Genomic DNA, 26,490 nt, shown 5'->3' with positions numbered 1-26,490 from the left:
GGGGTCGCGAAGAGAAGCCCGGTGCGGGCCGTGTCGCGGGAGAGCGGACGGCGGGAGCGCGGGGTGGCGGGCTGCGGCCGCGGGGCGGCGGCGGGCAGCCGGGTCGTGGTGGTCATGGTCGGGCCTTCCCGGGAGGGGGTGACCGGCCGCCGCCTCCGGGGAGGCGGCGGCCGCATGGGGGAGGGCTACTGGCCCGACTGGAGGGCGGAGGTGATGGCGTCGTTGTCGGCGGCGCGCTTGCCGGCGTCGCCGAACACCTGGTCGCGGAAGTACGTCGTCCAGGGGCCGTTGGCGTCGTTGAACGTGGCGCCGAAGGCGTTCGACTTCGGCGTCTCGCCCACCTCGACGAGCGCCGTCATCGTGGCGACGTTCGGGTCCGCCTGGCTGTACTGGTTGTCCGCGAGGTCGGTGCGGGCCGGCAGGTAGCCGCCCTTCGCGACGACGTCGGTCTGGGCCTCGTCGGAGAGGGTCCACGCGACGAAGTCCCAGGCCGCGGCGGCCTCCTCGCTGGTGGCGGAGATGCTGAGCGTGTCGCCGCCGAGGAAGGTGGAGGTGCCGCCGTCGACACCGGGGATGGGCGCGACGCCCACCTCGAGCGCGTCGCTCTGCTCGAACGACCCGTAGGCCGTCGCGCCGAGCGGCTGGATGCCGATGGAGCCGTCCGCGAATACCTGGTTGAACGTCGCGCCCGTCTCGGTCTGCGCGCCCTCCGGGGCGAGCCCCTTCTCCCAGATCTCGCGGTACAGGGCGTACACGTCGCCGGCGTCGTCGGAGTCGAGCTCCGCCTCGGTGCCGTCCTCGTTCAGGACCTCGCCGCCGCCGGCCCAGACCGAGGGCCAGGTGGTGAAGAGCATGCAGCCGCCGCAGTTGCCGCCGAAGTAGAAGCCGTTCACGTCCCCGCCGAGCGCGTCGATCGCCTCCGCGGCCTCGACCCACCCGGTGAGCGTCGTCGGCGGCGCCTCGGGGTCGAGGCCCGCCTCCGCGAACAGGACCTTGTTGTAGAACATCGCGGAGAGGTCGAGGTCATGGGGGACGGCGTAGTTCTTGCCGTCCTGCTCGCCGACGGACATGTGCCCGGGGGCGAGGTCGTCCGCGAAGGGCAGCGCCGCGACCTCGGTGGTGATGTCGCGGAAGATGCCCTGCTGGATGTAGTTGGGCGTGAAGACGACGTCGCTGGAGACCACGTCCGGCAGCTGGCCGCTGCCGGCCGCGGAGCCGACCTTCTGCTGGTAGGCGTCGAACGGGATGACGGTCAGGTCGACCTGGTTCTCGTGCGAGGCGTTGTAGGCGTCCACCAGGGCCGTCGTGAAGTCGCTCGTCGACGAGCGCGTCCACATGGTGATGGTGGTGCCGTCGTCGGTGGCGGTGACGGGGGCGGCGTCGCCCCCGCCCCCGGCTCCGGCCTGGCAGCCGCTCAGCGCGACGGCGCCGAGGGCGAGGCCCGCGATGCCGGCGAGGCCGCGGGCTCGAGTGCGGTGGGACATGGGATCTCCTTCGATCGGTGCGGCCGGGTACCGCGGGTCCCGCCTCGCCATGGCAGCGAAACAGTAGGGAAAAATTAGGTGGGGGATACGATCTACGACAAGCACCCTCGACGAAAACTTCCGAAAGCAGGCCGGCCATGCCCCGAGCGACCATCCGCGACGTCGCGGCGCGCGCCCAGGTCTCCATCTCGACCGTCTCGAAGGCGCTGTCCGGGAACCAGGAGATCAGCGAGGACACCCGCATCCGCGTCCGTCGGGCGGCCCTCGAGCTGTCGTACCAGCCGCGGGGGAGCGGCCGACCGGCCCGGTCCGGGTCGACCCGGGCCGTGGGCCTGCTGACGCAGGACGGGGTGGGGCGCCTCAGCCTGCCGGTCCTGCTCGGCGCCGAGAACGCGGTCGGGACGGAGCGGATGTCCGTGCTCCTGTGCGACAGCCGGGGCGACGACGTGCGCGGCGCGTACCAGCTCAACACCCTGCTGGAGCACGGCATCGACGGCCTCATCGTGCTCGCCGACAACACCAACGACCAGCCGTCGCTCGGCCCGCTGGGAGTGCCCGTCGTGTACGCGTACGGCGCGTCCACGAGTCCGGCCGACTTCTCCGTCGTCCCCGACGAGGAGGGCGGGGCGCGCGACGCGGTCCGTCACCTGGTGAGCCACGGGCGCACGCGCATCGCGCACGTCACGGGCCCCGACTGGTACGCGGCCACCGGGCGACGCGCCCAGGCCTGGCGGGCGGCGCTGCACGAGGCGGGTCTGCGGCCCCCGGCGGAGCCCATCCAGGGGGAGTGGGCGGAGTCGACGGGACACGATGCCGTCGACGCCCTGCTCGACCGGGGGACGGACTTCGACGCGATCTTCTGCGGGAGCGACATGGTCGCCCGCGGGGTCGTCGACCAGCTCCGGGACCGCGGCCGGCGCGTGCCGACCGACGTGGCCGTCGTCGGGTTCGACAACTGGGAGCTGATGGCCACCGGCAGCCGCCCGCCCCTCACGACGATCGACATGCGCCTGGAGGCGGTCGGACGGGCGGCCGTGTCGGCCCTGTTCGCCGCCATCGGCGGGCAGGCGCGCACCGGCATCGAGCGGGTGCCGACGGAGCTGGTGGTGCGGGCGTCCACGTGACGGCGGTCGCGCGCGCCCCGGGCGCGCGGGCGTCAGCCGTCGCCGTCGAGCCCGTCGGGGGAGTCGGGCGTCTCGCGTCGCAGCGCGTGCTGCACCGCTGCGGCGGCGACGGCCGCGAGCGCGACGGAGACGACCACGAGGGTCACGGCGTCGATCACGGGCTCGCGAGAGAGCAGCAGGCGCGGCCCGCCGACGGCGAGGACGACCAGCAGGATGACGCCGGACGTGCGCCGCGAGGAGCCGAGGAAGAACCGCACCCGGGGACGTGACGCGATCGCGATCGCCGGGAGCGCGAGGCACGCGACGACGGCCGCCGCGCCCAGGAGGATCGGCACCGCCTCTGCTGAGCCCTGCCGCCCGGCGGCGACGGCGGCCCACAGGCTCCCCCATGCGGCGCCGAGCAGGAGCGGGGACAGCCAGCGCGCGACGTCTCCCATCGGATTCGCCTCCCTCTCTCCGGGGGTCGGATCTGCACGGCGGGGACGTGCACGAGCGGCGCCCACGCGAGCGGACCCGATCACGGCGCCCAGCCCCTCCCGCGGGCGGCGTCTCCTGCGACGGGCGGGAGACCACCGGAGAACGCTACCGGGTCACGGCTTCGATCGCCGCCCGGCAGGCGTCGGTGCTCGCCGGCCCGCCGATCATCACCGGGGAGGACGTGCCGACGCCGCGTCGCTGCGAGGGTGGAGGGATGCGAGCCGCACGAGATCCCCGCCTCCGATTCCTGCCGTGGTGCGTCCTGACGCTCGCCTGGGTCGGCTCGGTCCTCGCCGAGCAGGTGCTGTCCGGCGACACGACGGGCTGCGAGCTGTCGCCCGGCTCCTCGGTCCTCGGGGACGCGGGCTGGAGCTGGTTCCCGCTCGGGCGCACCTGCACGTGGCTCGTGGACGGCCTCACCGTCACCGACCGGCCGTCGCTGACCGAGCTGCTCATCCCGCTCACGCTGGCCGTCTGGCTGGTGACCCTCAGCGGACGCCGCGCCGCCACCACCGGAGCGCCCCGGCGAGGAGCAGCACCGCGCCGAGGAGCGTGACCGCCATGGCCGCCGTCATCACCACCGCGTCGCCGGCGAGCATCCCGCATCCGGCGGCCGTGTCGTCGTAGGGGCACGTCCGCCACGGCTGGAAGAGGTAGAGCACCGTCACGGCCGCGCCGATGAGCGTGAGGACGGCGCCGAGGACGAGTGGCACGTCCCGTCGCATCATGACCATGCTCCGACGATACGGACGGTGCGGACCCCCCGCGTCAGCCGTCAGGACGATCGGTCGTCCGCACGTGGTCGCGCATCGATCACCGGGACGCCGCGGGAACGGCGTCGGGCCTCCCACGACGTGCCGCGAGCGCCGCGGAGACGACGGCGATCAGCACCAGCCCCACGAGCGCGGCCGTCGCGGCGCGGATGCCCGCGGAGGCGATGAGCGTGCCGGTGAGCGCCGCGGAGGCGGCGATGCCCGTGGCGGAGGCGGTGTTGATCCACGTGAACCCCTGGGTCAGCTCCGCGGGGGCGATCGTCGCGTGCACGATCTGCGACGACGACGCGAGCAGCGGCGCGATCGCGGCTCCGCCCACGACGAGCATGAGCGCCGACCCGGGGAGCGACTGCCACAGCGCGCCGACCGCCGCGCCGCCCGCGAGGACGACCGCGGCCACCAGCTGGACCACCGGGGGCCGGGGGCTCCGCCGCAGGGATCCGTACGCGAGCCCCGCGACGATGCTGGCCGCGCTGGAGAGGGCGAGGACGACGCCGGTGAGGGCCTCGAGGCCGCTCTCCGTGGCGCGGGCGGCGACGAGGAGCGGGACGGCACCGAAGAAGCATCCGAGGCCTGCGTTCACCCCCAGCGTCGCGACGAAGCGCGGGGTCCGCAGCGACGTCGTCCGTGATCTGCCCGGGTGCCGCTCGCGACGCCGCGGCCCGGGGTCGGTGCTCCGGCGGCAGGAGAGGACGACGCACCCGACGACGAGCAGCAGGCAGGCGGCGATCGAGCCGGCCCACGGGGAGAGGGACGTGCTCACGACGGTCACGAGGACCGGGCCGCAGAGGAACGCCGCGTCGTTGACGCTCGCCTCGAGCGCGAACGCGGTGCGGAGCCTCGTCGGATCGTCGACGAGGTGCACCCATCGGGCGGCCGACAGCGCTCCGGGCTGCGGGACGGTCGCGCCGGCACCGGCGACGAGGGCGAGCGTCAGGAGCGTCGGCACCGAGCCGACCGAGGCCAGGGCGACGATCATCGCCGCCGCGTGCACGGCCACGATTGCCGGGACCGTGGCGCCCTGACCCCACCGGTCGACGAGTCGGGCGAGCTGCGGACCGACGACCGCCTCCGCCGCGGCGAAGACGCCGGTCGCCGCCCCCGCGACGGCGTACGACCCCGACGCGTGCTGGACGGAGAACAGCAGGCCGAGCCCGGTCATGGCCACGCCGAGTCGGGCGACGGCGGCCGGGACGACGATGCCCCGCGCCCCGGGCAGGACCAGGACCTCGTGGTACCGGGTGGTCAGGGAGCGGACGGAGCCGCCGATCGCGGACAGGAGAGGGTGCGCAGCCGTCATCGACGAGGCCTCCGGCGCGGCGCATGGTGATCGATCGGCAGACAGGTCGGCCTGGGCTTCGACGATCACGCGGGGACGCCGCGGAACCAGCACGAGGTGCAGTGCGAACGTAGCGCACGAACCGAGAGCGCGGTCCCGCGGGGATCAAGTGGGCGTCGGCGCGACCGTGATGCGCATCACGGTCTTCCGCTTGCCGAGGTGGCGTTCGAAGGTGAAGCCCGCCTTCTCGAACATGGCCCGTGTGCCGTTGTGGAGGAACGACGAGGAGGTCCTCTTCCCCGGTACGAGCTCGTTGGCGAACGACACCACCTCGCCGCCCCCCGCATCGGCGATCAGGCGGAGGGCCCCGTCGAGCGCCTCGCGGGCGACGCCCTGTCGCCGGTGGTCGCGGTCGACGAAGAAGCAGGTGATGCGCCACGGGGCGGGGCGGGTCTCGCCGCGGTCGTACTCGGTGCGGTGGTAGATGTTCGGCAGCTCCGTCGGGGTGCCGTACTCGCACCACGCGATGGCGTCGGCGCCGTCGAAGACGAGGGCGGCGTGGGCGACGCCCTCGTCGACGAGCTTCTCCTTGAAGGCGGGGCCGTCGTGCTCCCGCTTGATGGTCCGCTCCGTGTCGCCGTGGAAGTAGCTGCAGTAGCAGCCGCCCCAGACCCCGCCGTGCTTCTGCGCCAGCGCGAGCCAGGCGGGGTAGGTCTCCGGCGTGAGCGGCCTGATCTCGTGCTGCGGCATCCGGCACTCCGTCGCGATCGCCGTCGTCAGCGCTCGGAGGCGCTCGAGGCCGAGGCGGCTTCCGCGAGCCGCTTCAGCGCGATGACGGCCTCGCCCCACATCTCGCGCATGCTCGCGGCCCACTCGTCGGGGACCTCGAGCTCGACGTCGAGCGTGGTGACCCCGTCCGCCTCCCGGAACGCGTACGACTCGTGGAGGCCGACGATCGGGCTCTCGCGGGACACGGTGCCGCGGTCGATCTCCCCGTCGTACCGGATCGAGACGAACTCGTCCCGCCTGCTCTCGATGACGGTGCCGACGAGACCGCCCGCGTGACCGTCCTCACCCGGGCCCACGAAGCGGATCTCCGCGCCCTCGTCCCAGCTGCCCTCGTACGTCGATCCCTCGTGGAACGCGCCCGTCCACTGCTCGTAGGTGTCCCGGGCGAGCATCGTGTCCCACACGACGCGCGCGGGGGCTCGGACGTCGGCGCTGACCCTGACCATCTCCATGGGCGATCGTAGGCGTCGGCACCCCCGGAGGCGCAAGAGCGCGAGGGGGAACCGGTGGTTCCCCGGTACTCGGTCCGCGACCGTCGGGGCCGGATGCCCCCGGAACGCTAGGAGGACGCGAACACGTTCCGGGACACGGCCTCGAAGCCCGCCGGCGCGGTCGCGCCGTCGGGGACGACGGCGAACGTGCGGCCGGCGCCGGTGCTGCTCTGCATGGGCCCCACGCCGCAGGCGACCACCCAGTCCGTGGCGTCCGGGTAGATGAGCAGGCAGGCGTCGTGGTCCTCCGCGCCCGAGGCCAGCCAGAGGTCCGTGCCGTCGTGCTCGCCCACCCAGCGGATGCTGTCGAGGTCGAGGTCCGCGAGGGCGTCGTCCGACACCTCCACGGGCACCGGGTGGTCCGTCGTCGCGTCTCGCTCGAGGTCGCTGAGTCCCGCAGCAGGCGAGGAGCAGCCGGCCGCGGCGAGCGACACGATGAGGGTCATGACCGCGGCGGCGGACATCCTGCGAGGTGACATGCGCCCACTCTGGCGGCTCGCCGGAGTGGGCGACAGCCCCCTGTTCGTCCACGAGGCGGCCACGTCGGCGTCCCGGGTACGGGTCGTCTGCCGATCCGGGTTCCGTCGGGAGGCGGACGCGCGCGGCGAGCCGCGGTCCTAGCGTGGGAGCGAGGACAGGGGGATGACCATGACGCAGGGCAGACCGGACACGCCGCCGCAACGGGCGGTCTGGTGCTTCATCGCGGCGACGTTCGTGTTCGCGACGCCGGTGATCGTCTTCGGCGGCTCGGCGGAGCTGTGGGTGACGATCCTGAGCCTCGCGGCCGGCTTGCTGCTGGTCGTCCTGGGCGGCGTCCAGCTCGGGCGCGAGCTGAGCGCGCGCAAGGGCGATCCGCCCGCGGAGCGCTGACGAGGAGGGGCGAGCGCCACCCGGCCGGTGGTCGGGTCCGGCCGCACCGCCGTCCTCCTGGGCTCGATCTCCTCCCCGGTTCCGCGACCGCTTCGCATCCCGTCGACGCCGATCACGGACGACCGTCGGGTGCCGGCTCCTTCCGGTCGCGCGAAAGCGGGTACCGGCGGTCCAGGCGCGGGCTGAGGACGACGAGGAACAGGAACAGCGAGAGCAGCCATCCGGCGATCCAGTAGGCGGGGATGAGGAACACCGCGAGGTTGGGGAGGGCGCTCGAGGCGACGCCGACGATGACGGCGATCGTGAACAGCGCGCCGATGCCGTAGTAGAGGGCCTCGAGCCCGTCCGTGATCGTGTCCCGACGCTCCTGCTGCCGTGCCGCCCGGTCGTCGAGCGCGGTGACGGAGCGTCCGAAGTCGCTCTCGTCGACGGTGGCGAAGAGGTCCCGCACCGGGACATCGAGCGCCTTCGCCACGCGGGAGAGCGTGTCGAGGCTCGCGTCGTTGCCGGCCTCGAGCCGTTGCACCGTGCGGACGGTGATGCCGCTGGCGTCGGCGAGCCGCTCCTGGGTCCAGCCGCGCCGCGTGCGGAGGTCGACGATCCGTGTCTCGTTCATGGCCTCCACGCTAGGGAACCACGGCCGCGCGGGCCACGACATCGACCCGACAGCCGCCCGACAGCCGCCCGACACCGACGCGACAGGGCACGGAGGGCGCTGGCGGGCGCACCCGGGAGGTGCGGCGCCACCGGACGCATCCGGGTCAGCCGTCGGTCGGGGGAGTGCCGCCGCCGGGCGGCGTGCCATCGCCGCCGCGCATACCGCCGGCCATGCCGCCGGACGCCGCCTGCTGGGTGACGCTGCCCGCGTAGTCGTCCGTGGGGTCGCGGTAGATGGTGTGCACGTGGCCCCAGCCGGAGGTGTCCACGCCGGCGACGTCCGCTCCGGCGGAGCCGTCCTGGGCCTGGAATGCGACGTAGACGTCCGGCCCGGAGATCGAGAACGAGATGCCGTCGCCGGTGGTCATGTCGTAGGTGGTCGCACCCGTCCAGGCGATGACCGTGGTGTCGAGGGTCGCCTCGATCTCGGCGCGGGTCGCGGCGGCGCTCTCCGCGTCGGCCATGCCGGACCAGTTCGCGATGAGGTCCAGCAGCAGCGCGCGCTGCGCCTCGGTGAGGTCGGCGCCCGTGAGGCCGGTCCCGGCGCTGAAGTCGCAGACGTCGCCGGGTGCGCAGGACGTGACCTCGCCCGAGGTCAGGGTCGCCTGCTGCTCGGCGCTGAGGGAGTCGTGGAACGCGAACGCGTCGGTGTAGATGCCGTCGAAGGGCTGCACGTCGGTGCCGTCCGCGGCCGTGTACTCGGCGGGCTGCACGCCGAGGTGGGTGGGCGCGAAGGTGATGGCGGCGGCGGATCCGTCGAGGGTGGCGTTGATGCCGAGGTGGTGACCGCCGAACTGGACCTCGTACGCGCCCGTGTCAGAAGCGTAGCCGAAGAGGGCGATGTAGTACTGGCCGAGGGAGTCCTCGGTGCTGCTGCTGTCCTCGCGGAGGTACTGGTCGCCGCCGATGATGCCCGACACCGTGGCGTAGGCGTCGTCGCTCAGCAGAGCCTCCATCACCTGCATCGCGGCCACCTGCTGCTCCGCGGTGAGGTCCGCCACGTTCAGGCCCGCGCGCTCGACGAAGGTGACGGGGAAGTTAGACCAGGAGGTGGTCTTCGTCTCGTCGTCGTAGTCGTAGGTGACGGCGGCGACCTGCTCGTCGGAGAGGGTCGCGAGGAACGCCTGGACCGCCGCGGTCGTGTTCGCGATCGTCTCGGCGGTCGTGGAGGCGGTGGAGCCGGTGACCGCCTCCGACGCCGCCGAGACCGTGGTGGCCGATGCGGTGCCCGAGGCGGCCGTCGTCCCGCCGGCGGTTCCGGTGCCGCCGGCCGCGCAGCCGGCGAGCAGGAGCCCGGCGAGCAGGAGGGTGGTCGTGCCGGCGAGGATCGTCTTCCGTCGCGGGCGCTTCGTCGTGTCCGTGTGCTTCATCATGGGGAGAAGCTACGAACCCGCTTTATGGGGCAGCCATGACGCCCTCATGCGCCTCCTATGAGGCGGAGCATCGATCCGTCCCGCGCAGGTGCCGGAGTCATCGTCGGGGGCGTCGTCACGGGCGGACGGCGGACGGCCGAGCGGACCTCGGGCGCCCGTCTCCGGCGCGCCGACGGCGGCGCTCGCCGTCAGCCGCCGCCGTCCGCGTCGCGGGTCAGCTGGTGCGGACCCACGCGGTGGTCTCGCCCGGCAGCTCGCCCTGCGCCCCGAGCGGGCCGCTGGCGACGAGGACCTCGCCGGCGGGCAGGGGGACGGTGTCCGTGCCGAGGTTGGCGACGACGTGCCAGCCGCCCGGGCGGGAGAAGTGCAGGACGTCGCCCGCGGTCGGCTCCTCCCACGCGAGGAGCTCGTCGGTCTGCAGCTCGCGGCGCAGCGCCAGGGCGGAACGGTAGAGGGACAGGGTCGAGGCGGGGTCCGTGTCCTCGGACTCCACCGAGAGGTCCCCGAACCAGCCGGGCTGCGGCAGGTGCGCGCCGGCGGGGCCGAAGCCGAACGAGGGCCCGGTGCGGGTCCATGGCAACGGGACGCGGCATCCGTCGCGTCCGACGTCGACGCCGGGGTTGCGGAAGAACGTCGGGTCCTGACGGTCGGCGTCGGGGATGCCGGCGACCTCGGGGAGGCCCAGCTCCTCGCCCTGGTAGACGTACGCCGAGCCGGGGAGGCCGAGCATGAGCAGCGTCGCGGCGCGCGCGCGTCGGAGGCCCCGCTCCACGTCGATGGCGTCCGACGGCGCCCCGTCCAGCAGCCACCGGGTGCCGGAGCGCATGTCGCGACCGGCCGCGGGCGGGAGGCCGTAGCGGGTCGCGTGGCGCACGACGTCGTGGTTGGAGAGGACCCAGGTGCTCGAGGATCCGGTCTCGGCGGCCGCCCGGACGTTGTCGGAGATGCTCTCCCGGAACGCCGCCGCGTCGAAGTCGGCCTCGAGGAGGTCGAAGTCGAAGGCCTGGCCCAGGCCCTCGGCGCTGGCGTAGCTGGCGCGACGGGACGCGTCGACCCAGGCCTCGGCGACGCCGATGCGCGGAGGGTCGTAGGAGTCGAAGACCCGGCGCCATGCCGCGTAGATCTCGTGCACCTCGTCGCGATCCCAGCGGGCGTGCTGCCCGTCGTCGGTCGGCGCGGCGTCGAGCTCGGCCTGCGAGGGGAGGACCTCCGGCAGGTGCTTGGCGAGGCCGTGGGCGACGTCGACCCGGAAGCCGTCGACGCCGCGGTCGGACCAGAAGCGCAGGGTCGTGAGGAAGTCCTCGCGGACCTCCTCGTTCGTCCAGTCGAAGTCGGGCTGCTCGCGGGCGAAGGAGTGCAGGTACCACTGGCCGTCGGCGGTGCGGGTCCAGGCGGGCCCGCCGAAGATGCTGGTCCAGTCCGCGGGCGGCAGCTCGCCGTCCTGGCCGAGGCCGTCGCGGAAGACGTACCGCGCGCGGGCGGGGGACCCGGCGGGGGAGGCCAGCGCCTCCTGGAACCAGGCGTGCCGGTCGGAGGAGTGGTTGGGCACGACGTCGACGATGACGCGGATGCCGGCGCCGTGGAGCGCCGCGACCATGTCGTCGAACTTGGCGAGGGTGCCGATCCGGGGGTCCACGTCCCGGTAGTCGTCGACGTCGTAGCCGCCGTCGGCGAGCGCCGACGGGTAGAAGGGGCTGAGCCAGACGGCGTCGATCCCGAGGTCGCGCAGGTACGGCACCTTCGCGGTGATGCCGCGGAGGTCGCCGATGCCGTCGCCGTCGGAGTCGGCGAAGCTGCGGGGGTAGATCTGGTACACCGCGGCCTGCCGCCACCAGGTGGCGTCGCCGGCCGGGAACGGGCCGGTCGAGGTGCTCGGGGTGCTCGGGGTGCTCGGGGTGCTCGGGAGAGTGTCGGTCATCGTGATGGAGGGTCCTCTCGGGGTGATGGGTCTCGGGGTGATGGGTCTCGGGGCGGGTCGCGCGGGTCGCGTCGTCGGCCTACTTGATGGCGCCCTGGGTGACGCCCGACATCACCCATCGCTGGGTGAAGAGGTAGACGAGGATCGCGGGGGCCATGGCCATGAGGTACGAGGCGAAGGCCACGTTGTAGTCGTTGCTGAACTGGGTCTGGAAGATCTGCTGCAGCACGGGCAGCGTCTGCAGCGACGGGTCGGCGGTGATCAGCGACGGCATGGCGAAGTCGTTCCAGGAGGCGAGGAAGGCGAAGATGCCGACCGTCGCGCTCATCGGGGCGAGCAGGGGGAACACCAGCTGCCAGAACACCTGCCAGGTGGTCGCCCCGTCGAGCCGCGCGCTCTCCTCGAGCTCCTCGGGCAGCGACCGGAGGAACGCCGTGAACAGCAGGAGGGAGAAGGAGAGCTGGAACATGATGTGCAGCAGGGCGACGCCGGCGGGGTTGTCGAGGCCGACGAGGCCCGTCAGCTTGATCTGCGAGAGCGCGACGACCGGGAACGGCAGGAACATGGCCGCCAGCAGGTAGTAGAACGACCACCGGAACAGCCGGCGGTCCCAGTTGCGCGCGATCGCGAACGCGGCCATGGAGGCGAGGACCACGGTCCCGGCGACGGTCACGAGCGTGACCAGGGTCGAGACCGTGAACGCCCGGGGGAAGTCCGTGAGCTGCCACGCGGCGGCGAAGTTGGAGAGGTCGATGGGCGCCGGGAGGCTGAAGGCGTTCCCGTCGACGGCCTGGGCCGACGTCTTCAACGACATCGTGATGGTCACGTAGATGAAGATCAGCACCGTGACGCTCGCGAGCGCCAGCAGCAGGGTGACGAGCCGGTTGGGGCGCTCGCGGCCGATGCGCCCCCGACGCCGTCGCGTGGCGGCGTCGGCGTCGCGGCGGGAGCCGCCGGGGGTGGGCGCCGAGGAGGCGGCGGGGGTGACGAGAGCGGTGTTCGCCATCAGACGGCCGCCTTTCCGCGGGTGATCCGGAGTTGCACGAGCGCGATCGCGATGGCGATCACGAAGAAGATGGTCGCGTTCGCCATCTGGTAGGCGTAGTCGCCGCCGGTGAAGCCGGTGAAGATCGTCATCGCGATGCTGCGCGTCGACGTGCCGGGCCCGCCGTTGGTGAGGCCGACGATGATGTCGTAGGAGTTCAGGAAGTTCTTGAAGCCGATGATCGTGTTGATGAGGATGTACCCGGCGATCAGCGGGAGCGTGATCGACCGCAGCTGCTTCCAGCCGGATGCGCCGTCCAGGGCGCTGGCCTCGTAGACCTCGCCGGGTATCGCGAGCAGGCCCGCGATGTAGATCAGCAGCGTGCTCGGGATCGCCTGCCACGCCGTGACCAGCACGATGCCGATCCAGGCGGTGCCGGCGTCCGCGAGGATGCTGTCCTGCAGCCCCGTGATGCCGAGCGCCGTCCCGATCGCGGGGAGCGAGTTCGAGAACAGGAACTGGAAGACGAACGCGATGATGATGCCCGAGATGACCATCGGGATCACGAACACGGCGCGCAGGGCCGTCTTCGCCCGGATCTGCGCCGTGAGGCCGATGGCCAGCAGCAGCGCGATCGCGTTCACGACCAGGACCGTGACGAGCGCGAAGCCCATGGTGAAGCCGTACGAGCTGAGGATCGCCGGATCGCTGGCCATCGCGATGTAGTTCGTGATGCCCACCATCTGGAACTCCCCGAATCCGATGGAGTTCGTGAAGCTGTAGAAGACCCCCATCGCGGCGGGCAGGGTGATCGACAGGGTGAACAGCGCGAGGGTCGGCAGCAGGAAGAGGTGGAAGACGGGGTCGACGCGGACGCCCCGCCGCCTCGGGTTGCCGGTGGCGCTTCGGGGGAGGGAGGCGCGGCGGCCCTCCTCGGTGCGGGTGGTGGCCATCGGGTCTCCTTCGACTCGGCCGGATCTCGTGGGGGAGGCGGACGCGGTGCTCATGACCGCAGCGCCAGGCGGCGCCAGTCGGCGTCCATGGTGCGGAGGGTGTCCGCGGCGCTGGCGCCGGTGACGATGCCCTGGACGTAGTTCTCCGCGGGGATGGTCAGCGGGATCGCCTTCGACGCGCCCTGGTAGAACCGGGCCTCGTCGTAGTAGCTCTGCATGCCGACGATGCGCTCGTCGGTGACCGCGGGGGCCGTGGTCGTCGTGCCGAACGCGAGGAACTCCTCGTTGTACGCGTCGTGGATCTCGGGCTGCATGAGGAAGGCGAGGAACTCCCGCGCCGCGTCCTGCTTGCGGGACTGCTCGGGCACCCAGAGCGCGAGGTCGAGGTTGACCCGCACCCGTCGGTCGTCCGGCTCCTCGGTCATCGGGAGCGGGAAGGTGCCGACCCGCGCGTCCGGGTTCGCCTTCGTGATCTCGCCCAGGGCCCACGGGCCCTGCATGAGCATCGCGGCCTCGCCCTGGGCCATGGCGAGGTTGCCGTCCCCGTAGCCGCGGCTGTTGCGGTTGGCGTTGGACAGCTCGGCCAGCTGCAGCATGCGCTCGACGGGCTCCCGGAAGTCCTTCTCGAACGACACCGCGCTGCCCTCGCCGACCCTCGTGCCCTCCTCGTCCATCGTGCGGTAGAACGCCGCGACGTCGAGCATGCCGCCGGTGGTGTAGTCGAACAGCCCCTGCGCCACGGTCCACGGCTCGCGGAACGTGCTGTAGATCGGGGTGATGCCCGCGGCCGTGAAGGTCTCGCACGCGGCGAGGAACTCCTGCCAGGTGGTGGGGACCTCGACGCCGAGGTCGGCGAAGATGCGCTGGTCGTAGATCACCGACGCCGCGGTGATCGAGTAGGGGAGCACGCTCGTCCGACCGGGATAGGTCGCGTACTGGTCGACGAGGTCCTGCACCTCCGGCCGGATGGTGGCGGCCTCGGGCATGTCGCCGAGGTCGCTCAGCGCTCCGCGCTCCATGAAGCGCGCCATCTCGAGGTTGTAGGTGAACGCCGCGATGTCGGGCGGGTTGCCGCGGACGAAGCCGGCGGAGATGCCGGAGGTCGAGTCGTGGATCACGCGGACGTCCGACTGCGACTCGTTGAAGCGCGCGACGAGGTCGGAGAAGTACCCGATCGCCTCCGGCTTGGTCTGGTAGAAGGTGATCTCCGTGCGCCCGCCGCGGCTCCCGCCCATGCTGGGAGCGCAGCCCGCGAGGAGGAGCGAGGCGCCGGCGGCGCCGATCCCGCCGAGCAGCGCACGACGGCTCAGGCCCGCGGGGGTGGGCAGTGGGGGTGTGGGCACGTCGTCGTCTCCCGGGTCGTGATGCCGTCGACCCTGACGGCATCCGTTGATCTAGCGATTAGATTTAGACACTAGATCAATTGGGGGCGTGGCACCATGGGCACGCCCCGAACACCGACGACGAGCAGCGAGGAGCCCGCCATGACGACGATCACGGGATCGTCGCCTCTCGTGGGCACGCGGCGCCTGAACGCCGAGGTCGTCCTGCAGCGGGCGTGGTGGGCGGAGGCGGTGACCGCGAGCGACCTCATCGGGTCGACCGGCCTGACCCGGTCGACCGTCATCAGCCTGTGCGACGAGCTGATCGGACGCGGGTGGCTCACGGTCCTGCCGGATGCGCGCGCCACCGGTGAGCAGCGCGCGGGTCGGCCCGCGCGGAGGTACGCCCTCGCGTCGGGCGCTGCCCACGTGATGGGCGTCGACGCCGGTCGGCACCAGGTCACGTGCATCATCGCCGACCTCCGCGGACGCCCTGTGGCGCGCCTGGTCCGCCGCGTCGACCCTGACGGGTCCGCGGAGGACCGGCGCGCCGCCGTCTCGCGGATCGTCGACGAGGTGCTCGCGCAGGCGTCCATGGGCGACGCGGACGTCCTCGCCATCGCCATCGGCGTCCCCGCGCCCGCCGACGCCCGGGGGCGCTCCCCGCACGAGGTGGACGGCGACTTCTGGGAGCGCGTGAACCCGGACTACGGCGCGCTGCTCTCGCGACGAGGGTGGGCCGTGGTGGTCGAGAACGACGCCAACCTCGCCGCCGTGGCGGAGGCGGCGGACCTCGCCCGGTCCTCCGGCGACCCGACGGAGGCGCACCGGCCGCGGGGCTCGTTCATCGCGCTGCTCGCGGGGGAGCGCTTCGGCGCGGGATTCGTGCTCGACGGGACCCTCGTGCGGGGGAGCCGAGGTGCCGCCGGCGAGATGCGGCTCCTCGACCTGGTGCAGGGCGTGGGGTCGGCGGACGGGCTCGGCGCCATCCTCCGAGACGGAGCGCGGGCCGCCCGCATGCTGGGGACCCTGGCGGACGCGTCGCCGCTCGCGGGCCTGCCGCTGGGCGACCTCGACGCCCTGGCCGTCCTCTCGGCAGCGGATGCCGGGGACGCCGGTGCCCTCGCCATCGTGGAGGACGCGGCGGAGCGGCTCGGCCGGGTCTGCGCCGTGCTCGGCGGGATGCTCGACGTCGACCGCATCGTCGTCGCCGGAGCGGTCGCGCCGTCGATCGGCCTCCTGCTGGACCGCACCCGGGAGTGGCTCGCCCGCTTCACCCACCGGGAGCCGCCCGTGGTCGTGGCCTCGACCCTCGGGGACGCGGTCGTGACCCTCGGCGCCGTGGAACGCGCCCTCACGCACGTCCGCGAGCATGCCCTGGACCTGCCCACCGGCTAGGGCGGTCGCGGCCGCGGGAGGGATGCGGTCGTGATCCCGGGTGGAGGCGGCGGCCCTCGGCGCGCCGCCGCGCGTGACGGGCCCGGCCGCTCCTCCGCCCTCCGGATGACGCCGTCATCCCCGCGGCGTAGGCGCTCGCGCCCGGGATCTGCTCCTCGCGGTCGTCCCGGCCGCCGCCGCCCGGCGTCAGGCTCGAGAGGCCGAGCAGAGGAGGGCACATGATCGAGGCATCCGGCCTAACCAAGGACCACCCGGGGGGACGCGCGGTCGACCGCGTCGACTTCACCGTCCGACCCGGCGTCGTCACCGGCTTCCTGGGGCCGAACGGCGCGGGGAAGTCCACGACGATGCGCATGATCGTGGGCCTGGACCGGCCCACGTCCGGGCACGTCACAGTGAACGGGAAGGCGTACGCGCAGCACCGGGCGCCCCTCGGGGAGGTCGGCGCGCTGCTCGACGCGACCGCGGTGCACGGCGGCCGGTCGGCGCGGGCGCACCTGCTCTCGCTGGCGGCGACGCACGGGATCCACCCGCGCCGGGTGGACGAGGTCCTCGACATGGCGGGACTCGCGGACGTCGCCCGCCGCCGCGTCCGCACCTTCTCCCTCGGGATGGGCCAGCGCCTCGGGATCGCCGCCGCGCTCCTCGGCGACCCGCGGACCCTGATCCTCGACGAGCCCGTCAACGGGCTCGACCCCGAGGGGGTCCACTGGATCCGCACCCTGCTGCGCGGCCTGGCCGCGGAGGGCCGGACGGTGCTGCTGTCGTCGCACCTGATGAGCGAGATGGCGCTCACGGCCGATCACCTGCTGATCCTCGGCCGAGGCCGCGTGCTCGTCGACGCGCCCACCCGCGACGTCGTCGAGCGGGCGCAGACCCGCACCGTCCGAGTCCGGACGCCCATGCGCGGCGAGCTCGAGCGCGAGCTCGCACGGCAGCCCGGGGTCGGCGCGGTCGCCGTCGAGCACGACGTGCTCGACGCGACCGGGATCGACGCACCCGGCGTCGCCGCGCTCGCCGCGTCCGCCGGCATCGTCCTGCACGGGCTGGCCCCCGTCCACGTCTCCCTCGAGGAGGCCTACCTGCAGCTCACCGCCGACGCGGTCGAGCACCGCTCCGCCGCACCCGCCGGCATCCGCCACGACACCCCAGGAGGACGCGCATGACCGCGACCCGCACGCTCCCCGTCCAGCACCCCGCCGTCCACCCGGCGACGTCCGCGCGGCTCGTCGCGGGCGAGTGGATCAAGCTGCGCTCCCTGCGCTCCACCTGGTGGATCCTCGCGCTCGGCACCGCCGTCATCCCGGCGTTCGCGGTCTCCCGGGTCCTCAGCATCGCGGGGGTCCCGGAGGCCGTCGGATCCGAGGGCATGGTCGGCGCCGCGTACGCCACCGGCGGCATCGCGCTCGCGCAGCTGGCGTTCGCCGTGCTCGGCGTCATGGTCGTGGCGGGCGAGTACGGCTCCGGCCAGATCCGCACCACGCTCACGGTCACGCCGATGCGGGTGCGGGCGATCCTCGCCAAGCTCCTCGTCGTGGTGCTCGCGGTGACCGCCGCATCGACCGTCGCCGTGCTGGCCGCCTGGGCAGCCTGCGCGCCCTGGTTCGGTCCCACCGGGATGTCGATCGACCTGCTGCGAGCGGAGGACGCCCGCCTCATCCTCGGCGCGCCGCTCTACCTCGCCGCCGTGACTGCGCTCGCGTTCGGGATCGGGATGCTCGTCCGGAGCCCGGCCGCGGGCATCTCCGTCGTGGTCGGCCTGCTGCTCGTCGTCGAGAACCTGCTCGCGGCGATCCCGTGGGCCCCCCTGCAGTCCCTCGCCGCGCACCTGCCGTCGAGCGCGGGCAGCCGGCTCCTGCGGTCGGACGCGGTCGGCTCCGTCATCACCGTCTCGAACAGCACGGACCTGTCGCCGTGGGGCGGCTACGGCGTCATGCTCCTCTGGGTCCTCGGCGTGCTCGTCGTCGCGCTCGTGCTGCTGCGCCGCCGGGATGCCTGACGCGCGCGTCGCGGGATCCGTCTCCGGCCGCACGCACCGGCCCGGTGATCCGCACGGTCCGGCCGGCACCTGCCAGAGTGAGGTCGATGGGGCAGGAGCGAGCGTGAGCGCGGGACAGGGGCCGGCCTCCCTCCTCACCCAGCTGCGGGTGCGCCCGCGGGGGCCGCTCGGCCGCCTCTCCGCACGGCGGCCGGCCCTCGTGGACGCCGTCGTCATCGCCTGCTTCGCCGCCTGGGCGCTCGTCACCGGCGTCGGCGCCGACTCGATGTACGGGCTCTCCACCTACCTCGGCGGTGCGCAGGTGCAGCGGATGCAGGTCGCGTCGCTCGCGCTCACGGCCCTGGGGTGCGTGCTGCTCCTCGGGCGGCGTCGCCGCCCCACGGCGGTCGCCGCGGGGATGGCGGTCCTCGGGGTCGCGGCCCTCGCCCTCACCGGCTCGACATCGGGGTCCGAGCTCGGGCTCGCGCTCGCCCTGTACGCGGTCGCGGTCGCCCGACGGCCTCTCGTCACGTGGGTCACGTGCGTCGTCGCGGTGGTGGTCCTGCTCGTCGCCGCCCGGCTGCTGCCGCTGTCGATGCAGGTGAGCGCCGTCATGAGCGGGCTCCCACCGCGCGCCCCGGACCGCGGTGACCCGTGGGATCCGCTCGCCGGGGGATGGCAGCAGATCGCCCTGCCCGTCCTCGTCCTGGTGCTCGTCGCCGTGGCGGCCGGCACCAGCGCCCGGGGGCGGCGGCTGCACCTGGCGGCGCTCGTGGAGGCTGCCGACGCGGTCGCCCGTGATGCGGAGCAGCGCGCGCTCCTGGCTCAGGCGGCCGAGCGCACCCGCATCGCGCGGGAGATGCACGACGTGGTCGCGCACAGCATCTCCGTCATGGTCGCGCTCGGCGGCGGTGCGTCGATGGCCGTGGAGTGGGCGCCGGACCGCGCGCGCACCGCCCTCGACGAGCTCGTGGCCACGGGACGCACGGCCCTCACCGACATGCGGCGGGTCCTCGGCGTGCTGCACGACGAGGGCGGACCGGTGGGCACGGTCGGGGAGGCGAGCGTCGCACCCCTGCCCGGGATGCGCGACCTGGAGCCCCTGGTCGACCGCTTCCGGCTGGCGGGTCTGCCCGTGCGCACCTCCGGCCTCGCCGACCCGCGGCTCGCGGAGGCCGATGCGACGCTGCAGCTGGCCGTGCACCGGATCGTGCAGGAGGCATTGACCAACGTGCTCCGGCACGCGCCGGCGACGACGGGTGTGGAGCTCGCCATCCGGCGCCTCCCCGGCCGCGTCGCGGTGACGGTCGTCGACCAGGGCGCGGGCGTCCGCGGCGAGCCGGCCCTCGGCTCGGGCCGCGGAGTGGTCGGCATGCGCGAGCGGGCCGCCGCGTTCGGCGGGACCGTGGAGGCGGGCCCGCACGGCACGGGCTGGCGCGTGCGTGCCGAGCTGCCGTGGGATGAGGACGAGGACGAGGAGGAGGGACGATGACGACGATCCTGCTGGTGGACGACCAGTCGCTGGTGCGCATGGGGTTCCGGCTCGTGCTGGAGAGCGCGCCCGACCTCGAGGTGGTGGGCGAGGCTGCCGACGGCCGGACCGCGATCGACCAGGTGGCCGCGCTGCGCCCGGACGTGGTGCTGATGGACGTGCGCATGCCGGGTGTCGACGGCATCGAGGCGACCCGGCGGATCGTGGCCGAGCACCCGGCGGTGCGCGTGCTGATCCTCACCACCTTCGACGTGGACGAGCACGCGTTCGCCGCCCTCCGCGCGGGCGCGAGCGGGTTCCTCCTCAAGGACGCGACGCCGGCGGAGCTCGCCTCCGCGGTGCGCGTCGTGGCGTCCGGCGACTCCGTGGTCGCGCCGCGCGTGACACGCCGGATGCTCGAGATGTTCGCGGACGTGCTGCCCGTGACGTCCACCGCGACCGCGGCCGACGGCGTCCACCCGCGGCTCGTCAGCCTCACGCCGCGGGAGACCGAGGTGCTGCGCCGGGTCGCGGAGGGCCGCTCGAACGCCGAGATCGCGGGCGACCTGTTCCTCGCCGAGGCGACGGTGAAGACGCACGTCGGCCGGATCCTCGCCAAGCTCGGCATCCGCGACCGGGTGCAGGCCGTGGTCCTCGCCTACGAGACGGGACTGGTGCGCGCCGGGGCCGGGTGAGCGGGGGAGTGCCGGCTGGCCGGAGCTCGTCACGACGGTCGCGGCACCCCCGACGACGATGGGCGGCCGGCGAGGAGCGACGCGCTCTCCTGCACATCCCGGTAGTAGTCCCCGAGCCGCAGCCGGGACGCCGCCGCCTCGTCGACGACCACGGTCGCCGACTTCATCGACTTCTGCGGGCAGTGGGCGCTCCGCGACATCGTCGACGGCGCGTTCGACCGAGCGGCGGTCGTCCGGAACGGGCGCTACGAGGTCAACGACGTCACCGTCGGGTTCTCGCTCGTCGAGGCGGGCCTGGGCGTCATGATCGTCCCCGAGCACCTCGCCGAGCGTCGGACGGGTCTCGCACGACTCGCCATCCAGGGCGACCCGTCGTGGAGGATCGGGGCGATCACGCCGTCGCGGGCGAGCTCGGCGCTCGCCGCGGCGATCGTCGACCTGCTCGTGTGACCCCGCGGCGCTCGCGTCCCCGGCGCCCGCATCCCAGCGCTCGTGGAGGACGGCCGACCGCCCGCGCAGTCACGCCCTGATGCGACGGGTCGCGGAGGTCTCCGTGCGGTCGACCGTCTCCCCGGGATCACCTGCTCAGGAGCCGCGTCGTCCATCCCGCCAGCGCGTGGACGGCGGTCCGGGACAGCACGGCGGCCGGCACCATGCTGGTGAACCCGTGGAACGCCCCCGGCCAGACGTGCAGCTCGGCCGGGACGCCGGCCTCCCAGAGCCGGCTCGCGAAGGCGACCGTCTCGTCGCGGAACACCTCCGCGCTGCCGCAGTCGATGTAGGTCTCGGGCAGCCCGGACAGGTCCTCGGCGCGTGCGGGTGCGGCGTAGGCGGACACGTCGGGTCCGCCACGGCGGCCGCCGAGGTAGGCGTCCCACCCGAAGCGCGTCATCGCGCGGTCGGCGACGCCCACGCCGTCGATCTGCCGGGTCGAGACGGTGGAGTCGCTGTCGTCGAGCATGGGCGAGATCAGGATCTGCGCCCGCAGCGGCGGTCCCTTCCGGTCGCGCGCGAGCAGGGCGGTGCCCGCCGCCAGTCCGCCGCCGGCGCTCTGGCCGACGAGGACGATGCGGTCCGCGTCGATCCCCAGCGAGTCGGCGTGCTCGGCGGTCCAGACGAGGCCCGCGTAGCAGTCCTCGATCGGGTAGGGATCGGGGTGCTCGGGGGCGAGGCGGTAGTCCACCGTGATCAGGACGACGTCATGGGTGAGCAGCCACTCGTCGTAGGAGTCGAGGTTCCCGAGGTGGTGGCCGAACATCATGCCGCCACCGTGGATGGTGAGGAAGCAGGGGACGGAGCCTCTGCGCCCGATGCGCTGGATGATGCCGAGCGCGATCGGATCCCCGCCGTGCCCGGCGATGGTAACGCTCCGGCGCTCGAGCCCGCGCGCGCGGAGGGACTCGTCGAGCTCCTGCTCCGTCATCCCCAGCTCGCGCATGCGGGGGAGCATCTCCGTGGTCAGGGTGAAGGGTCCGTGCTCCTGCATCCGGGTGAGGAAGGCGGCGAGCTCGGGGTCGAAGGGGGGTCGTGCGAGTGCGTCAGTCATCGGCGGGCTCCTGTGTCGAGGTGATGGTGGTGGTGCGTGAGCGGATGGCACCGAGCGCCACGAGGGCGGCCGCGGCGAGGGCGAGGGTGGAGCCGGCGACGGTGATCGCGCCCTGCAGCTGCGCGAGCCCGGACGCGGTCGCGGGTGCGCTCGTGATGCTCCCGGTGACGAGGGCCGCGAGGATCGTGCCGGTCGCGGCGATGCCGGTCGCGGTCGCGAGCTCGCTGGAGGTGTCCACCAGCGCGGCGCCGACGGAGGTGCGGTCGGCCGGGAGTCCGTGCAGCACGGCCGTGCCGGCGACGACGCCGACCACGCGCACGCCGGCGGCGACCAGGACGAGGGCGATCAGCACCCCGGCGTAGCCGAGTCGCCCGAGGAGGGCGAACACGGCGAGCCCCGCCACCACGGCGGTCGCGCTCGCCGCGGCCGCGCGGTCCAGGCCGACGCGCTGGACGAACGGGCCGACGAGGCGCCCGCTGGCGAGGAGGACGACCACCTGCGGGAGCATGGCGACGGCGGCCAGAGCCGGGGTCCACCCCCACGCGAGCTGCAGCTGCAGCGTCACCAGGTAGGACAGGCCCGCGACCGCCAGACCGGCCGCCGCCTTGGATGCCAGGCCGCTCGACACGGCCGGCAGCGCGAGGAGGCGCGTCTCCAGCAGCGGGTGTCGCGCGGTGCGCTGGCGGACGGCGAAGGCGGTCCCGGCCAGGGCGGCGGACGCCGAGGCGATCCACGGGGCCCAGGATCCGGGGCCGTCCCCGACGAAGAGCGTCGGCGCGACGAGGGCCGCGGTGATCGTCGCCGTGCCGAGCAGCGCCCCGACGACGTCGATCGGGTCCGCGTGCAGCTCGGCTCGGGCGTCGGCTGCGATGCCGACGCGGATGCCGATGACGGCGAGCGCCGCGATGGGCACGTTCGCGAGCAGGAGCACCTGCCAGGGGGCGACCGCGAGCACGAGCCCGCCGGCGGTCGGTCCGACGGCGAGCCCGGCGAGCCCCGCGGTGGAGATGACGGTGATCGCGCGGACCCGGAGGGCCTGGGTGTCGAACAGCCGGAAGGCGAGCGCCATGGACCCGGGCGTGGTCATCGCCGCCGCGACCCCCATGGCCGCGCGGACGGCGATCAGCTGCTCCGTGGACGTCACGAACGCGGTGGCCGACCCGGCGACGGCGAGCAGGACCAGCCCGGCCAGCATGACGCGGCGGCGCCCGAAGCGGTCGGCGATCGCGCCGAACAGCAGCATGAGACCGCCGAACGCGACCGAGTACGCGCCCGTCACCCACTGCAGGCCGGCCGTCGAGGCGTCGAGGTCGCGCCCGATGGTGGGCAGGGCGACGTCGAGCACCGAGTCGTCGAGCATCTCGAACAGGAACACGGCAGAGAGGCCGGACAGGGCGATCCAGGCGTCACGCAGGCGACGCGGGGAGGGATCCTCCATCGCATCGCGCGGGGTGGATCGGGGGGCATCGAGCACCATGGGCGCACTCCTTCTCGGGGGAGAAGTGGCGGATCGTTCGATGCCGCGTGTGCGCGCACACCGCGATCGAGCGCGGTGTGCTTTTTACCTCAGATGAGGAGAACCTACATGATCGGCGCCCGCGCGGGCGTGCTGCCCGCGCAGCGGACCGGGGCGGCGGCCTCGTCCGATGCCGCGCACCCGGAGAGCGCTGATGGCCGAGTCCGAGGCCGGTCCGGAGAGGGGGCGTGGTGGTTCGTCACGCGTGCTCCTCACGCCCCACCGGGCGTGAAGACGTACCACGGGAACTCGCCGAACCAGAGCGTCGGGAGCGAGAGGACGACGAACACGACGTCGGCGACCAGGATCCCGACGGTCCCCGCCGTCCTGCCCTGCCGCTTCGCCAGGGCGACGATCGCGAACATCAGGCTGAGGGTCGCCAGCAGCTCGATCGGCACCCAGGCGAGGAGGAACAGCGGGTAGAGGATCAGCAGCCCGGTCCCGTCGACGTGGAACGGGATCCACATCACGCACCAGAGCACGGCGTACACACCGAGCGCGACGGCGCCGGTGAGCATGGCGACCTTCGCCCACCGGTCGTCGCGCGACGAGGCGGACCGCGTCATGTGCTCTCGTTCCCGTCGAAGGTGGATCCAGGCTAGGCCAGCGGCGGCGGGTCGGCCCCTCAGCAGGAGCTGCGGACGATCCTGGTAGCGAGCTCGCGGGGCCCGCGCCGGGGAGGCGCCCGCAGCCGCCGGGGCATCGGGAGGGGCGGTCCGGTGCCGCGGGAGTGCACGTCGAGCGTTCAGGCGGGGAGCCGTCCGATGACCGCGCCCGCCAGGGCGTGCCACTGATCCCGGGTGATGGGACCGGGGACGACCTCCACCGCGTAGTCCACGTCCTCGGCGGAATCGGGCGTCCAGTCGTCGAACCAGGAGCGGAGCACGAGGTCCCCGTCGGTCTCCGCGTCCCGGGTCCAGTACAGGGCGAAGGTGTGCGCGGTGTCGTCCGCCCGAGTGAGGGCGTGGACGCCGGACAGCCCTGATGCGAGCTCGGCCCGGACCCGCGGGAAGGCGTCGGCCCTCGGCCAGTCGAGGTACGCGCCCACCACCGCGCGGTGGATGGCGAGCGCGTCGAAGCGGACCCTCCATCGGCCGTGCACGGCGAAGCCGAGGGCGAGGCCCTCGGACACGGCGAGCCGCTGACGGACGTGCGACAGGGACCGGGGATCCGGTGCCGGTTCGTCTGACATGCGTGATCCCCACGGTTCGTCCGCTCGCGACGAGGCACGCGTGGCGCCCATCCCCGCACGGGGTCCTGGCACCGGCAGGGGAGGAGCGCCGCGCCACCGGGGGAGCGGCGGTGAGCGCCTCCGTGCGCGGCGCCCGCGTCGATCACCTCCGGTCGGGCGATCTCCCCCTCGTCGTGCGGAGCAGGAAGGGCTCGCCATCCGGTGGCACCGCCGCGTACGCGACCGTGCGTCCCATGCAAGCACCTGGATCGGCCCGGAGCGTCCCGGCGAAGGCCGTCATCGACTCGCGCCCCCCCCCCCCCGCTGACGGTGAGGGGTGCCCGGATCCGCTGGGGTACCAGTAGTGCTGGTTTCGCGAGGCTGGCGACGAGCGCTCCGGGTCGTGGGTCCGGATGCGACCCGGACCGGCTACCCGCGCCGCCGTCGAGCTGCTCGGCGCCCACCCCGGGTGCGGCTCACGCCCCCGCACGTGAGCCGACGTCACTGGTGCAGGAAGTCCGTCCGCGGCTGGACGTCCTCGGGTGCGAGGAACAGCTTGACCACCGAGGCGCCGGATGCGCGCACGACCAGGTCGCCGGCCGACTGCTCCCAGTCCACCGGTCCGGTGCGGCCGAGGACGGTGACCTCCTTGATCCGGCGGGTGAGGAGTCCGGCGCCGCGGCCGAACGCGCGGATGCGCATCTCGCCCTCTGCCGACGGCGCCAGCGAGATCGCGTAGACGTAGTCGCCCGTGACGTGGGCCCGGGAGGTGAACCGGAAGTCGGCGTCGGTGAACGCGGCCGGTGCGCCATCGACGAAGGATCCGACGACGACCTGGGTCGGGCCCTCGGCGGCGATGGCCCAGGGTCGGGTGCCGTAGATCGCCTCGCCGTTGACCGAGAGCCACGCGCCGAGGCCGCGGAGCATGTCCGCCTCGGCCTCCGGGATGGTGCCATCGGGCTGGGGCCCGACGTTGAGCAGGAGGTTCCCGTTCTTCGCGACCACGTCGGCGAGCTCCGCGATGATGTCCTCGACGGTCTTGTACTCGTGATTGCGCACCCACGACCACGAGCCCTTGGACACGGCGGTGTCGTTCTGCCAGACGGTGGGCTGGATGACGCCCATCGCGCCGCGCTCGATGTCGTAGACGGCGGTGCCCGCGGCGAAGGCGTCCCACTTGTAGTTGATGACGACCTCGCGGCCCCACTGCGCGGCCCGGTTGTAGTAGTAGGCCGCGAGCTGCATGACGTAGGGCTCGAACGCGGGGTGCTCGATCCACCAGTCGAACCAGAGCACCTGCGGTCGGTACCTGTCGATGATCTCGACGGTCCTCAGGAGCCAGTCCTCGAGGTAGCGCTCGTTCGGGCCGGTCTCCTCGCGTTGAGCGGGGCCGTAGAAGTCCTGGTACTCGGGGTCGAGGACGTCGGAGTCGAAGCGGGCTCCGCCGTTCATGAAGAACCAGTGCTCCGCCCGATGCGTGGAGGCGCCGCGGACCATCCACGCCCTGTCGGTGGCGGCGGAGAGCTCGCCGAACACGTCGCGGCCGGGTCCCATGCGGGCGGCGCTCCACCTCGACCGGTCGGTGTCGTACATGGCGAAGCCGTCGTGGTGCTCGGCGACGGGCACGACGAACTGCGCGCCCGCCTGGCGGAAGAGCCGCGCCCACGCGTCGGGGTCGAAGTCCTCCATCGTGAATGACGGGATGAAGTCCTTGTAGCCGAACTCCTTCTGGGGTCCGTAGGTCTCGACGTGGTGGGCGAACTCGGGCGTGCCCTCGCGGTACATCTCGCGGGCGTACCACTCGCTCCCGAACGCGGGGACGGAGAACACGCCCCAGTGGATGAAGATGCCGAGCTTCGCGTCGGCGTACCACTCGGGGGGCGCGTAGGCGCGCAGGGAGTCCCAGTCGGCGCGGAACGGGCCGGCGTCGATGACGGCCCGGACGGCACGCAATGCGGCGTCGTCGTCGGACACGTCGACGGGGTGCGGCAGGGTGGCGGGGTCGAGCGGGCGGAGGTCGTGGGTCATGGTTCTTCGTCCATTCGCGTGTCGTGGCCGCTGCCCGGGGCGACGGTCCGGATGGCGGCGACGAGCCGCCGGTGGATCTGCATCGACACCAGCATGGCCGGGACATCGTGCGCGACGCCACCGGCGCGGCGACCGGTGCGGTGCGCGGGCGCACGCGCTCCGAGGCCGACCGCGTCATCCCTCGGTGATCGT

The 26,490-nt window shown here is 73.4% G+C and carries 28 protein-coding genes; 9 read left to right on the top strand and 19 right to left on the bottom strand.

Annotation, left to right across the window (positions count from 1 at the left end; translation table 11 throughout):
• Positions 1 to 185: 185 nt before the first annotated feature.
• Positions 186 to 1,484 (bottom strand): sugar ABC transporter substrate-binding protein, encoded by a 1,299-nt coding sequence (locus Q6969_RS01145; RefSeq protein ID WP_317228804.1) that lies wholly within the window; start codon positions 1,482 to 1,484, stop codon positions 186 to 188.
• A gap of 137 nt (positions 1,485 to 1,621) precedes the next feature.
• On the opposite strand from Q6969_RS01145, the gene Q6969_RS01140 reads away from it, so the two are divergent.
• Positions 1,622 to 2,608, top strand: a complete 987-nt coding sequence (locus Q6969_RS01140) for a LacI family DNA-binding transcriptional regulator (RefSeq protein ID WP_317228803.1) — start codon at positions 1,622 to 1,624, stop codon at positions 2,606 to 2,608.
• Between the two features lie 32 nt (positions 2,609 to 2,640).
• Here the strand turns inward: Q6969_RS01140 and Q6969_RS01135 are convergent, their stop codons facing one another.
• Positions 2,641 to 3,045, bottom strand: coding sequence for a hypothetical protein (locus Q6969_RS01135; RefSeq protein WP_317228802.1), 405 nt, complete (start codon positions 3,043 to 3,045; stop codon positions 2,641 to 2,643).
• 254 nt (positions 3,046 to 3,299) lie between these two features.
• Between Q6969_RS01135 and Q6969_RS01130 the strand changes: the two genes are divergently transcribed.
• Positions 3,300 to 3,641, top strand: a complete 342-nt coding sequence (locus tag Q6969_RS01130) for a hypothetical protein (RefSeq protein ID WP_317228801.1) — start codon at positions 3,300 to 3,302, stop codon at positions 3,639 to 3,641.
• Here the strand turns inward: Q6969_RS01130 and Q6969_RS01125 are convergent.
• From Q6969_RS01125 to Q6969_RS01105, 5 genes are all read right to left on the bottom strand, one after another.
• On the bottom strand, positions 3,574 to 3,819 hold the full coding sequence (locus Q6969_RS01125; RefSeq protein WP_317228800.1) for a hypothetical protein: 246 nt from the start codon (positions 3,817 to 3,819) through the stop codon (positions 3,574 to 3,576). The genes Q6969_RS01130 and Q6969_RS01125 overlap by 68 nt on opposite strands.
• 79 nt (positions 3,820 to 3,898) lie before the next feature.
• Entirely contained in the window at positions 3,899 to 5,158 is a 1,260-nt protein-coding gene (locus Q6969_RS01120; protein ID WP_317228799.1) for an MFS transporter, read from the bottom strand.
• A 144-nt stretch (positions 5,159 to 5,302) separates the two neighbouring features.
• Positions 5,303 to 5,887, bottom strand: a complete 585-nt coding sequence (locus Q6969_RS01115) for a GNAT family N-acetyltransferase (RefSeq protein ID WP_317228798.1) — start codon at positions 5,885 to 5,887, stop codon at positions 5,303 to 5,305.
• A 26-nt stretch (positions 5,888 to 5,913) separates the two neighbouring features.
• Complete coding sequence (locus Q6969_RS01110; protein ID WP_317228797.1) at positions 5,914 to 6,378, bottom strand: SRPBCC domain-containing protein; 465 nt, start codon at positions 6,376 to 6,378, stop codon at positions 5,914 to 5,916.
• Between the two features lie 107 nt (positions 6,379 to 6,485).
• Positions 6,486 to 6,896: a hypothetical protein gene (locus Q6969_RS01105; protein ID WP_146083786.1), complete on the bottom strand. Its 411-nt coding sequence runs from the start codon at positions 6,894 to 6,896 to the stop codon at positions 6,486 to 6,488.
• A 163-nt stretch (positions 6,897 to 7,059) separates the two neighbouring features.
• On the opposite strand from Q6969_RS01105, the gene Q6969_RS01100 reads away from it, so the two are divergent.
• Positions 7,060 to 7,287, top strand: coding sequence for a hypothetical protein (locus Q6969_RS01100; RefSeq protein ID WP_094115915.1), 228 nt, complete (start codon positions 7,060 to 7,062; stop codon positions 7,285 to 7,287).
• 112 nt (positions 7,288 to 7,399) lie between these two features.
• Here Q6969_RS01100 and Q6969_RS01095 read toward each other — a convergent pair whose 3' ends face one another.
• The 6 genes from Q6969_RS01095 to Q6969_RS01070 all read right to left on the bottom strand — a co-directional run bounded on the left by Q6969_RS01095 (position 7,400) and on the right by Q6969_RS01070 (position 14,516).
• Complete coding sequence (locus Q6969_RS01095; RefSeq protein ID WP_317228796.1) at positions 7,400 to 7,903, bottom strand: helix-turn-helix transcriptional regulator; 504 nt, start codon at positions 7,901 to 7,903, stop codon at positions 7,400 to 7,402.
• Between the two features lie 145 nt (positions 7,904 to 8,048).
• Positions 8,049 to 9,317 carry a DUF3500 domain-containing protein gene (locus Q6969_RS01090; RefSeq protein WP_317228795.1) on the bottom strand — a complete coding sequence of 423 codons (1,269 nt, stop codon included), beginning with the start codon at positions 9,315 to 9,317 and terminating at the stop codon, positions 8,049 to 8,051.
• Between the two features lie 214 nt (positions 9,318 to 9,531).
• Complete coding sequence (locus tag Q6969_RS01085; protein ID WP_317228794.1) at positions 9,532 to 11,235, bottom strand: glycoside hydrolase family 13 protein; 1,704 nt, start codon at positions 11,233 to 11,235, stop codon at positions 9,532 to 9,534.
• 79 nt (positions 11,236 to 11,314) lie between these two features.
• A complete protein-coding gene (locus Q6969_RS01080; protein ID WP_317228793.1) occupies positions 11,315 to 12,241 on the bottom strand; it encodes a carbohydrate ABC transporter permease in 927 nt (308 codons plus the stop codon).
• Positions 12,241 to 13,173 (bottom strand): sugar ABC transporter permease, encoded by a 933-nt coding sequence (locus Q6969_RS01075; RefSeq protein ID WP_317228792.1) that lies wholly within the window; start codon positions 13,171 to 13,173, stop codon positions 12,241 to 12,243. The genes Q6969_RS01080 and Q6969_RS01075 overlap by 1 nt, the downstream gene beginning before the upstream one ends.
• Positions 13,174 to 13,223: 50 nt before the next feature.
• Complete coding sequence (locus tag Q6969_RS01070) at positions 13,224 to 14,516, bottom strand: ABC transporter substrate-binding protein (RefSeq protein WP_317228791.1); 1,293 nt, start codon at positions 14,514 to 14,516, stop codon at positions 13,224 to 13,226.
• 141 nt (positions 14,517 to 14,657) lie between these two features.
• Between Q6969_RS01070 and Q6969_RS01065 the strand changes: the two genes are divergently transcribed.
• From Q6969_RS01065 to Q6969_RS01045, 5 genes are all read left to right on the top strand, one after another.
• Positions 14,658 to 15,893 (top strand): ROK family protein, encoded by a 1,236-nt coding sequence (locus Q6969_RS01065; protein ID WP_317228790.1) that lies wholly within the window; start codon positions 14,658 to 14,660, stop codon positions 15,891 to 15,893.
• A 218-nt stretch (positions 15,894 to 16,111) separates the two neighbouring features.
• Complete coding sequence (locus Q6969_RS01060; protein ID WP_317228789.1) at positions 16,112 to 17,059, top strand: ATP-binding cassette domain-containing protein; 948 nt, start codon at positions 16,112 to 16,114, stop codon at positions 17,057 to 17,059.
• Positions 17,056 to 17,892 (top strand): ABC transporter permease, encoded by an 837-nt coding sequence (locus Q6969_RS01055; protein ID WP_317228788.1) that lies wholly within the window; start codon positions 17,056 to 17,058, stop codon positions 17,890 to 17,892. The genes Q6969_RS01060 and Q6969_RS01055 overlap by 4 nt, the downstream gene beginning before the upstream one ends.
• A 103-nt stretch (positions 17,893 to 17,995) precedes the next feature.
• Entirely contained in the window at positions 17,996 to 19,363 is a 1,368-nt protein-coding gene (locus Q6969_RS01050) for a histidine kinase (protein ID WP_317228787.1), read from the top strand.
• Positions 19,360 to 20,037 carry a response regulator transcription factor gene (locus Q6969_RS01045; protein ID WP_317228786.1) on the top strand — a complete coding sequence of 226 codons (678 nt, stop codon included), beginning with the start codon at positions 19,360 to 19,362 and terminating at the stop codon, positions 20,035 to 20,037. The genes Q6969_RS01050 and Q6969_RS01045 overlap by 4 nt, the downstream gene beginning before the upstream one ends.
• A gap of 29 nt (positions 20,038 to 20,066) precedes the next feature.
• On the opposite strand, the gene Q6969_RS01040 is transcribed toward Q6969_RS01045, so the two are convergent.
• Positions 20,067 to 20,204 (bottom strand): hypothetical protein, encoded by a 138-nt coding sequence (locus tag Q6969_RS01040; RefSeq protein WP_317228785.1) that lies wholly within the window; start codon positions 20,202 to 20,204, stop codon positions 20,067 to 20,069.
• Between Q6969_RS01040 and Q6969_RS01035 the strand changes: the two genes are divergently transcribed.
• Positions 20,203 to 20,487, top strand: a complete 285-nt coding sequence (locus Q6969_RS01035; protein ID WP_317228806.1) for a LysR substrate-binding domain-containing protein — start codon at positions 20,203 to 20,205, stop codon at positions 20,485 to 20,487. The two genes, Q6969_RS01040 and Q6969_RS01035, sit on opposite strands and share 2 nt — an antisense overlap.
• A 127-nt stretch (positions 20,488 to 20,614) precedes the next feature.
• Here Q6969_RS01035 and Q6969_RS01030 read toward each other — a convergent pair whose 3' ends face one another.
• From Q6969_RS01030 to Q6969_RS01010, 5 genes are all read right to left on the bottom strand, one after another.
• Complete coding sequence (locus tag Q6969_RS01030) at positions 20,615 to 21,583, bottom strand: alpha/beta hydrolase (protein WP_317228784.1); 969 nt, start codon at positions 21,581 to 21,583, stop codon at positions 20,615 to 20,617.
• On the bottom strand, positions 21,576 to 23,060 hold the full coding sequence (locus tag Q6969_RS01025) for an MFS transporter (protein ID WP_317228783.1): 1,485 nt from the start codon (positions 23,058 to 23,060) through the stop codon (positions 21,576 to 21,578). The genes Q6969_RS01030 and Q6969_RS01025 overlap by 8 nt, the downstream gene beginning before the upstream one ends.
• A gap of 251 nt (positions 23,061 to 23,311) precedes the next feature.
• Positions 23,312 to 23,665 (bottom strand): hypothetical protein, encoded by a 354-nt coding sequence (locus tag Q6969_RS01020; protein ID WP_317228782.1) that lies wholly within the window; start codon positions 23,663 to 23,665, stop codon positions 23,312 to 23,314.
• 179 nt (positions 23,666 to 23,844) lie between these two features.
• Complete coding sequence (locus tag Q6969_RS01015; protein WP_317228781.1) at positions 23,845 to 24,291, bottom strand: hypothetical protein; 447 nt, start codon at positions 24,289 to 24,291, stop codon at positions 23,845 to 23,847.
• Positions 24,292 to 24,771: 480 nt separating this feature from the next.
• On the bottom strand, positions 24,772 to 26,298 hold the full coding sequence (locus tag Q6969_RS01010; RefSeq protein WP_317228780.1) for an alpha-L-fucosidase: 1,527 nt from the start codon (positions 26,296 to 26,298) through the stop codon (positions 24,772 to 24,774).
• Between the last annotated feature and the right edge of the window lie 192 nt (positions 26,299 to 26,490).

This window comes from Clavibacter sp. MX14-G9D, from assembly GCF_032917815.1.
GTDB classification, from domain to species: domain Bacteria; phylum Actinomycetota; class Actinomycetes; order Actinomycetales; family Microbacteriaceae; genus Clavibacter; species Clavibacter michiganensis_K.
This window is presented reverse-complemented; position numbering and strand designations above follow the sequence as displayed.

What these genes read in the sequence shown, in the direction of transcription:
- Q6969_RS01010 (WP_317228780.1), bottom strand. Translation starts at nt 26,298, where the DNA reads ATGACCCACGACCTCCGCCCGCTCGACCCCGCCACCCTGCCGCACCCC.
- Q6969_RS01110 (WP_317228797.1), bottom strand. Translation starts at nt 6,378, where the DNA reads ATGGAGATGGTCAGGGTCAGCGCCGACGTCCGAGCCCCCGCGCGCGTC.
- Q6969_RS01075 (WP_317228792.1), bottom strand. Translation starts at nt 13,173, where the DNA reads ATGGCCACCACCCGCACCGAGGAGGGCCGCCGCGCCTCCCTCCCCCGA.
- Q6969_RS01065 (WP_317228790.1), top strand. Translation starts at nt 14,658, where the DNA reads ATGACGACGATCACGGGATCGTCGCCTCTCGTGGGCACGCGGCGCCTG.
- Q6969_RS01145 (WP_317228804.1), bottom strand. Translation starts at nt 1,484, where the DNA reads ATGTCCCACCGCACTCGAGCCCGCGGCCTCGCCGGCATCGCGGGCCTC.
- Q6969_RS01025 (WP_317228783.1), bottom strand. Translation starts at nt 23,060, where the DNA reads ATGGTGCTCGATGCCCCCCGATCCACCCCGCGCGATGCGATGGAGGAT.
- Q6969_RS01135 (WP_317228802.1), bottom strand. Translation starts at nt 3,045, where the DNA reads ATGGGAGACGTCGCGCGCTGGCTGTCCCCGCTCCTGCTCGGCGCCGCA.
- Q6969_RS01130 (WP_317228801.1), top strand. Translation starts at nt 3,300, where the DNA reads ATGCGAGCCGCACGAGATCCCCGCCTCCGATTCCTGCCGTGGTGCGTC.
- Q6969_RS01115 (WP_317228798.1), bottom strand. Translation starts at nt 5,887, where the DNA reads ATGCCGCAGCACGAGATCAGGCCGCTCACGCCGGAGACCTACCCCGCC.
- Q6969_RS01140 (WP_317228803.1), top strand. Translation starts at nt 1,622, where the DNA reads ATGCCCCGAGCGACCATCCGCGACGTCGCGGCGCGCGCCCAGGTCTCC.
- Q6969_RS01085 (WP_317228794.1), bottom strand. Translation starts at nt 11,235, where the DNA reads ATGACCGACACTCTCCCGAGCACCCCGAGCACCCCGAGCACCCCGAGC.
- Q6969_RS01040 (WP_317228785.1), bottom strand. Translation starts at nt 20,204, where the DNA reads ATGAAGTCGGCGACCGTGGTCGTCGACGAGGCGGCGGCGTCCCGGCTG.
- Q6969_RS01060 (WP_317228789.1), top strand. Translation starts at nt 16,112, where the DNA reads ATGATCGAGGCATCCGGCCTAACCAAGGACCACCCGGGGGGACGCGCG.
- Q6969_RS01105 (WP_146083786.1), bottom strand. Translation starts at nt 6,896, where the DNA reads ATGTCACCTCGCAGGATGTCCGCCGCCGCGGTCATGACCCTCATCGTG.
- Q6969_RS01030 (WP_317228784.1), bottom strand. Translation starts at nt 21,583, where the DNA reads ATGACTGACGCACTCGCACGACCCCCCTTCGACCCCGAGCTCGCCGCC.
- Q6969_RS01080 (WP_317228793.1), bottom strand. Translation starts at nt 12,241, where the DNA reads ATGGCGAACACCGCTCTCGTCACCCCCGCCGCCTCCTCGGCGCCCACC.
- Q6969_RS01120 (WP_317228799.1), bottom strand. Translation starts at nt 5,158, where the DNA reads ATGACGGCTGCGCACCCTCTCCTGTCCGCGATCGGCGGCTCCGTCCGC.
- Q6969_RS01015 (WP_317228781.1), bottom strand. Translation starts at nt 24,291, where the DNA reads ATGTCAGACGAACCGGCACCGGATCCCCGGTCCCTGTCGCACGTCCGT.
- Q6969_RS01020 (WP_317228782.1), bottom strand. Translation starts at nt 23,665, where the DNA reads ATGACGCGGTCCGCCTCGTCGCGCGACGACCGGTGGGCGAAGGTCGCC.
- Q6969_RS01125 (WP_317228800.1), bottom strand. Translation starts at nt 3,819, where the DNA reads ATGGTCATGATGCGACGGGACGTGCCACTCGTCCTCGGCGCCGTCCTC.
- Q6969_RS01100 (WP_094115915.1), top strand. Translation starts at nt 7,060, where the DNA reads ATGACCATGACGCAGGGCAGACCGGACACGCCGCCGCAACGGGCGGTC.
- Q6969_RS01055 (WP_317228788.1), top strand. Translation starts at nt 17,056, where the DNA reads ATGACCGCGACCCGCACGCTCCCCGTCCAGCACCCCGCCGTCCACCCG.
- Q6969_RS01095 (WP_317228796.1), bottom strand. Translation starts at nt 7,903, where the DNA reads ATGAACGAGACACGGATCGTCGACCTCCGCACGCGGCGCGGCTGGACC.
- Q6969_RS01045 (WP_317228786.1), top strand. Translation starts at nt 19,360, where the DNA reads ATGACGACGATCCTGCTGGTGGACGACCAGTCGCTGGTGCGCATGGGG.
- Q6969_RS01090 (WP_317228795.1), bottom strand. Translation starts at nt 9,317, where the DNA reads ATGATGAAGCACACGGACACGACGAAGCGCCCGCGACGGAAGACGATC.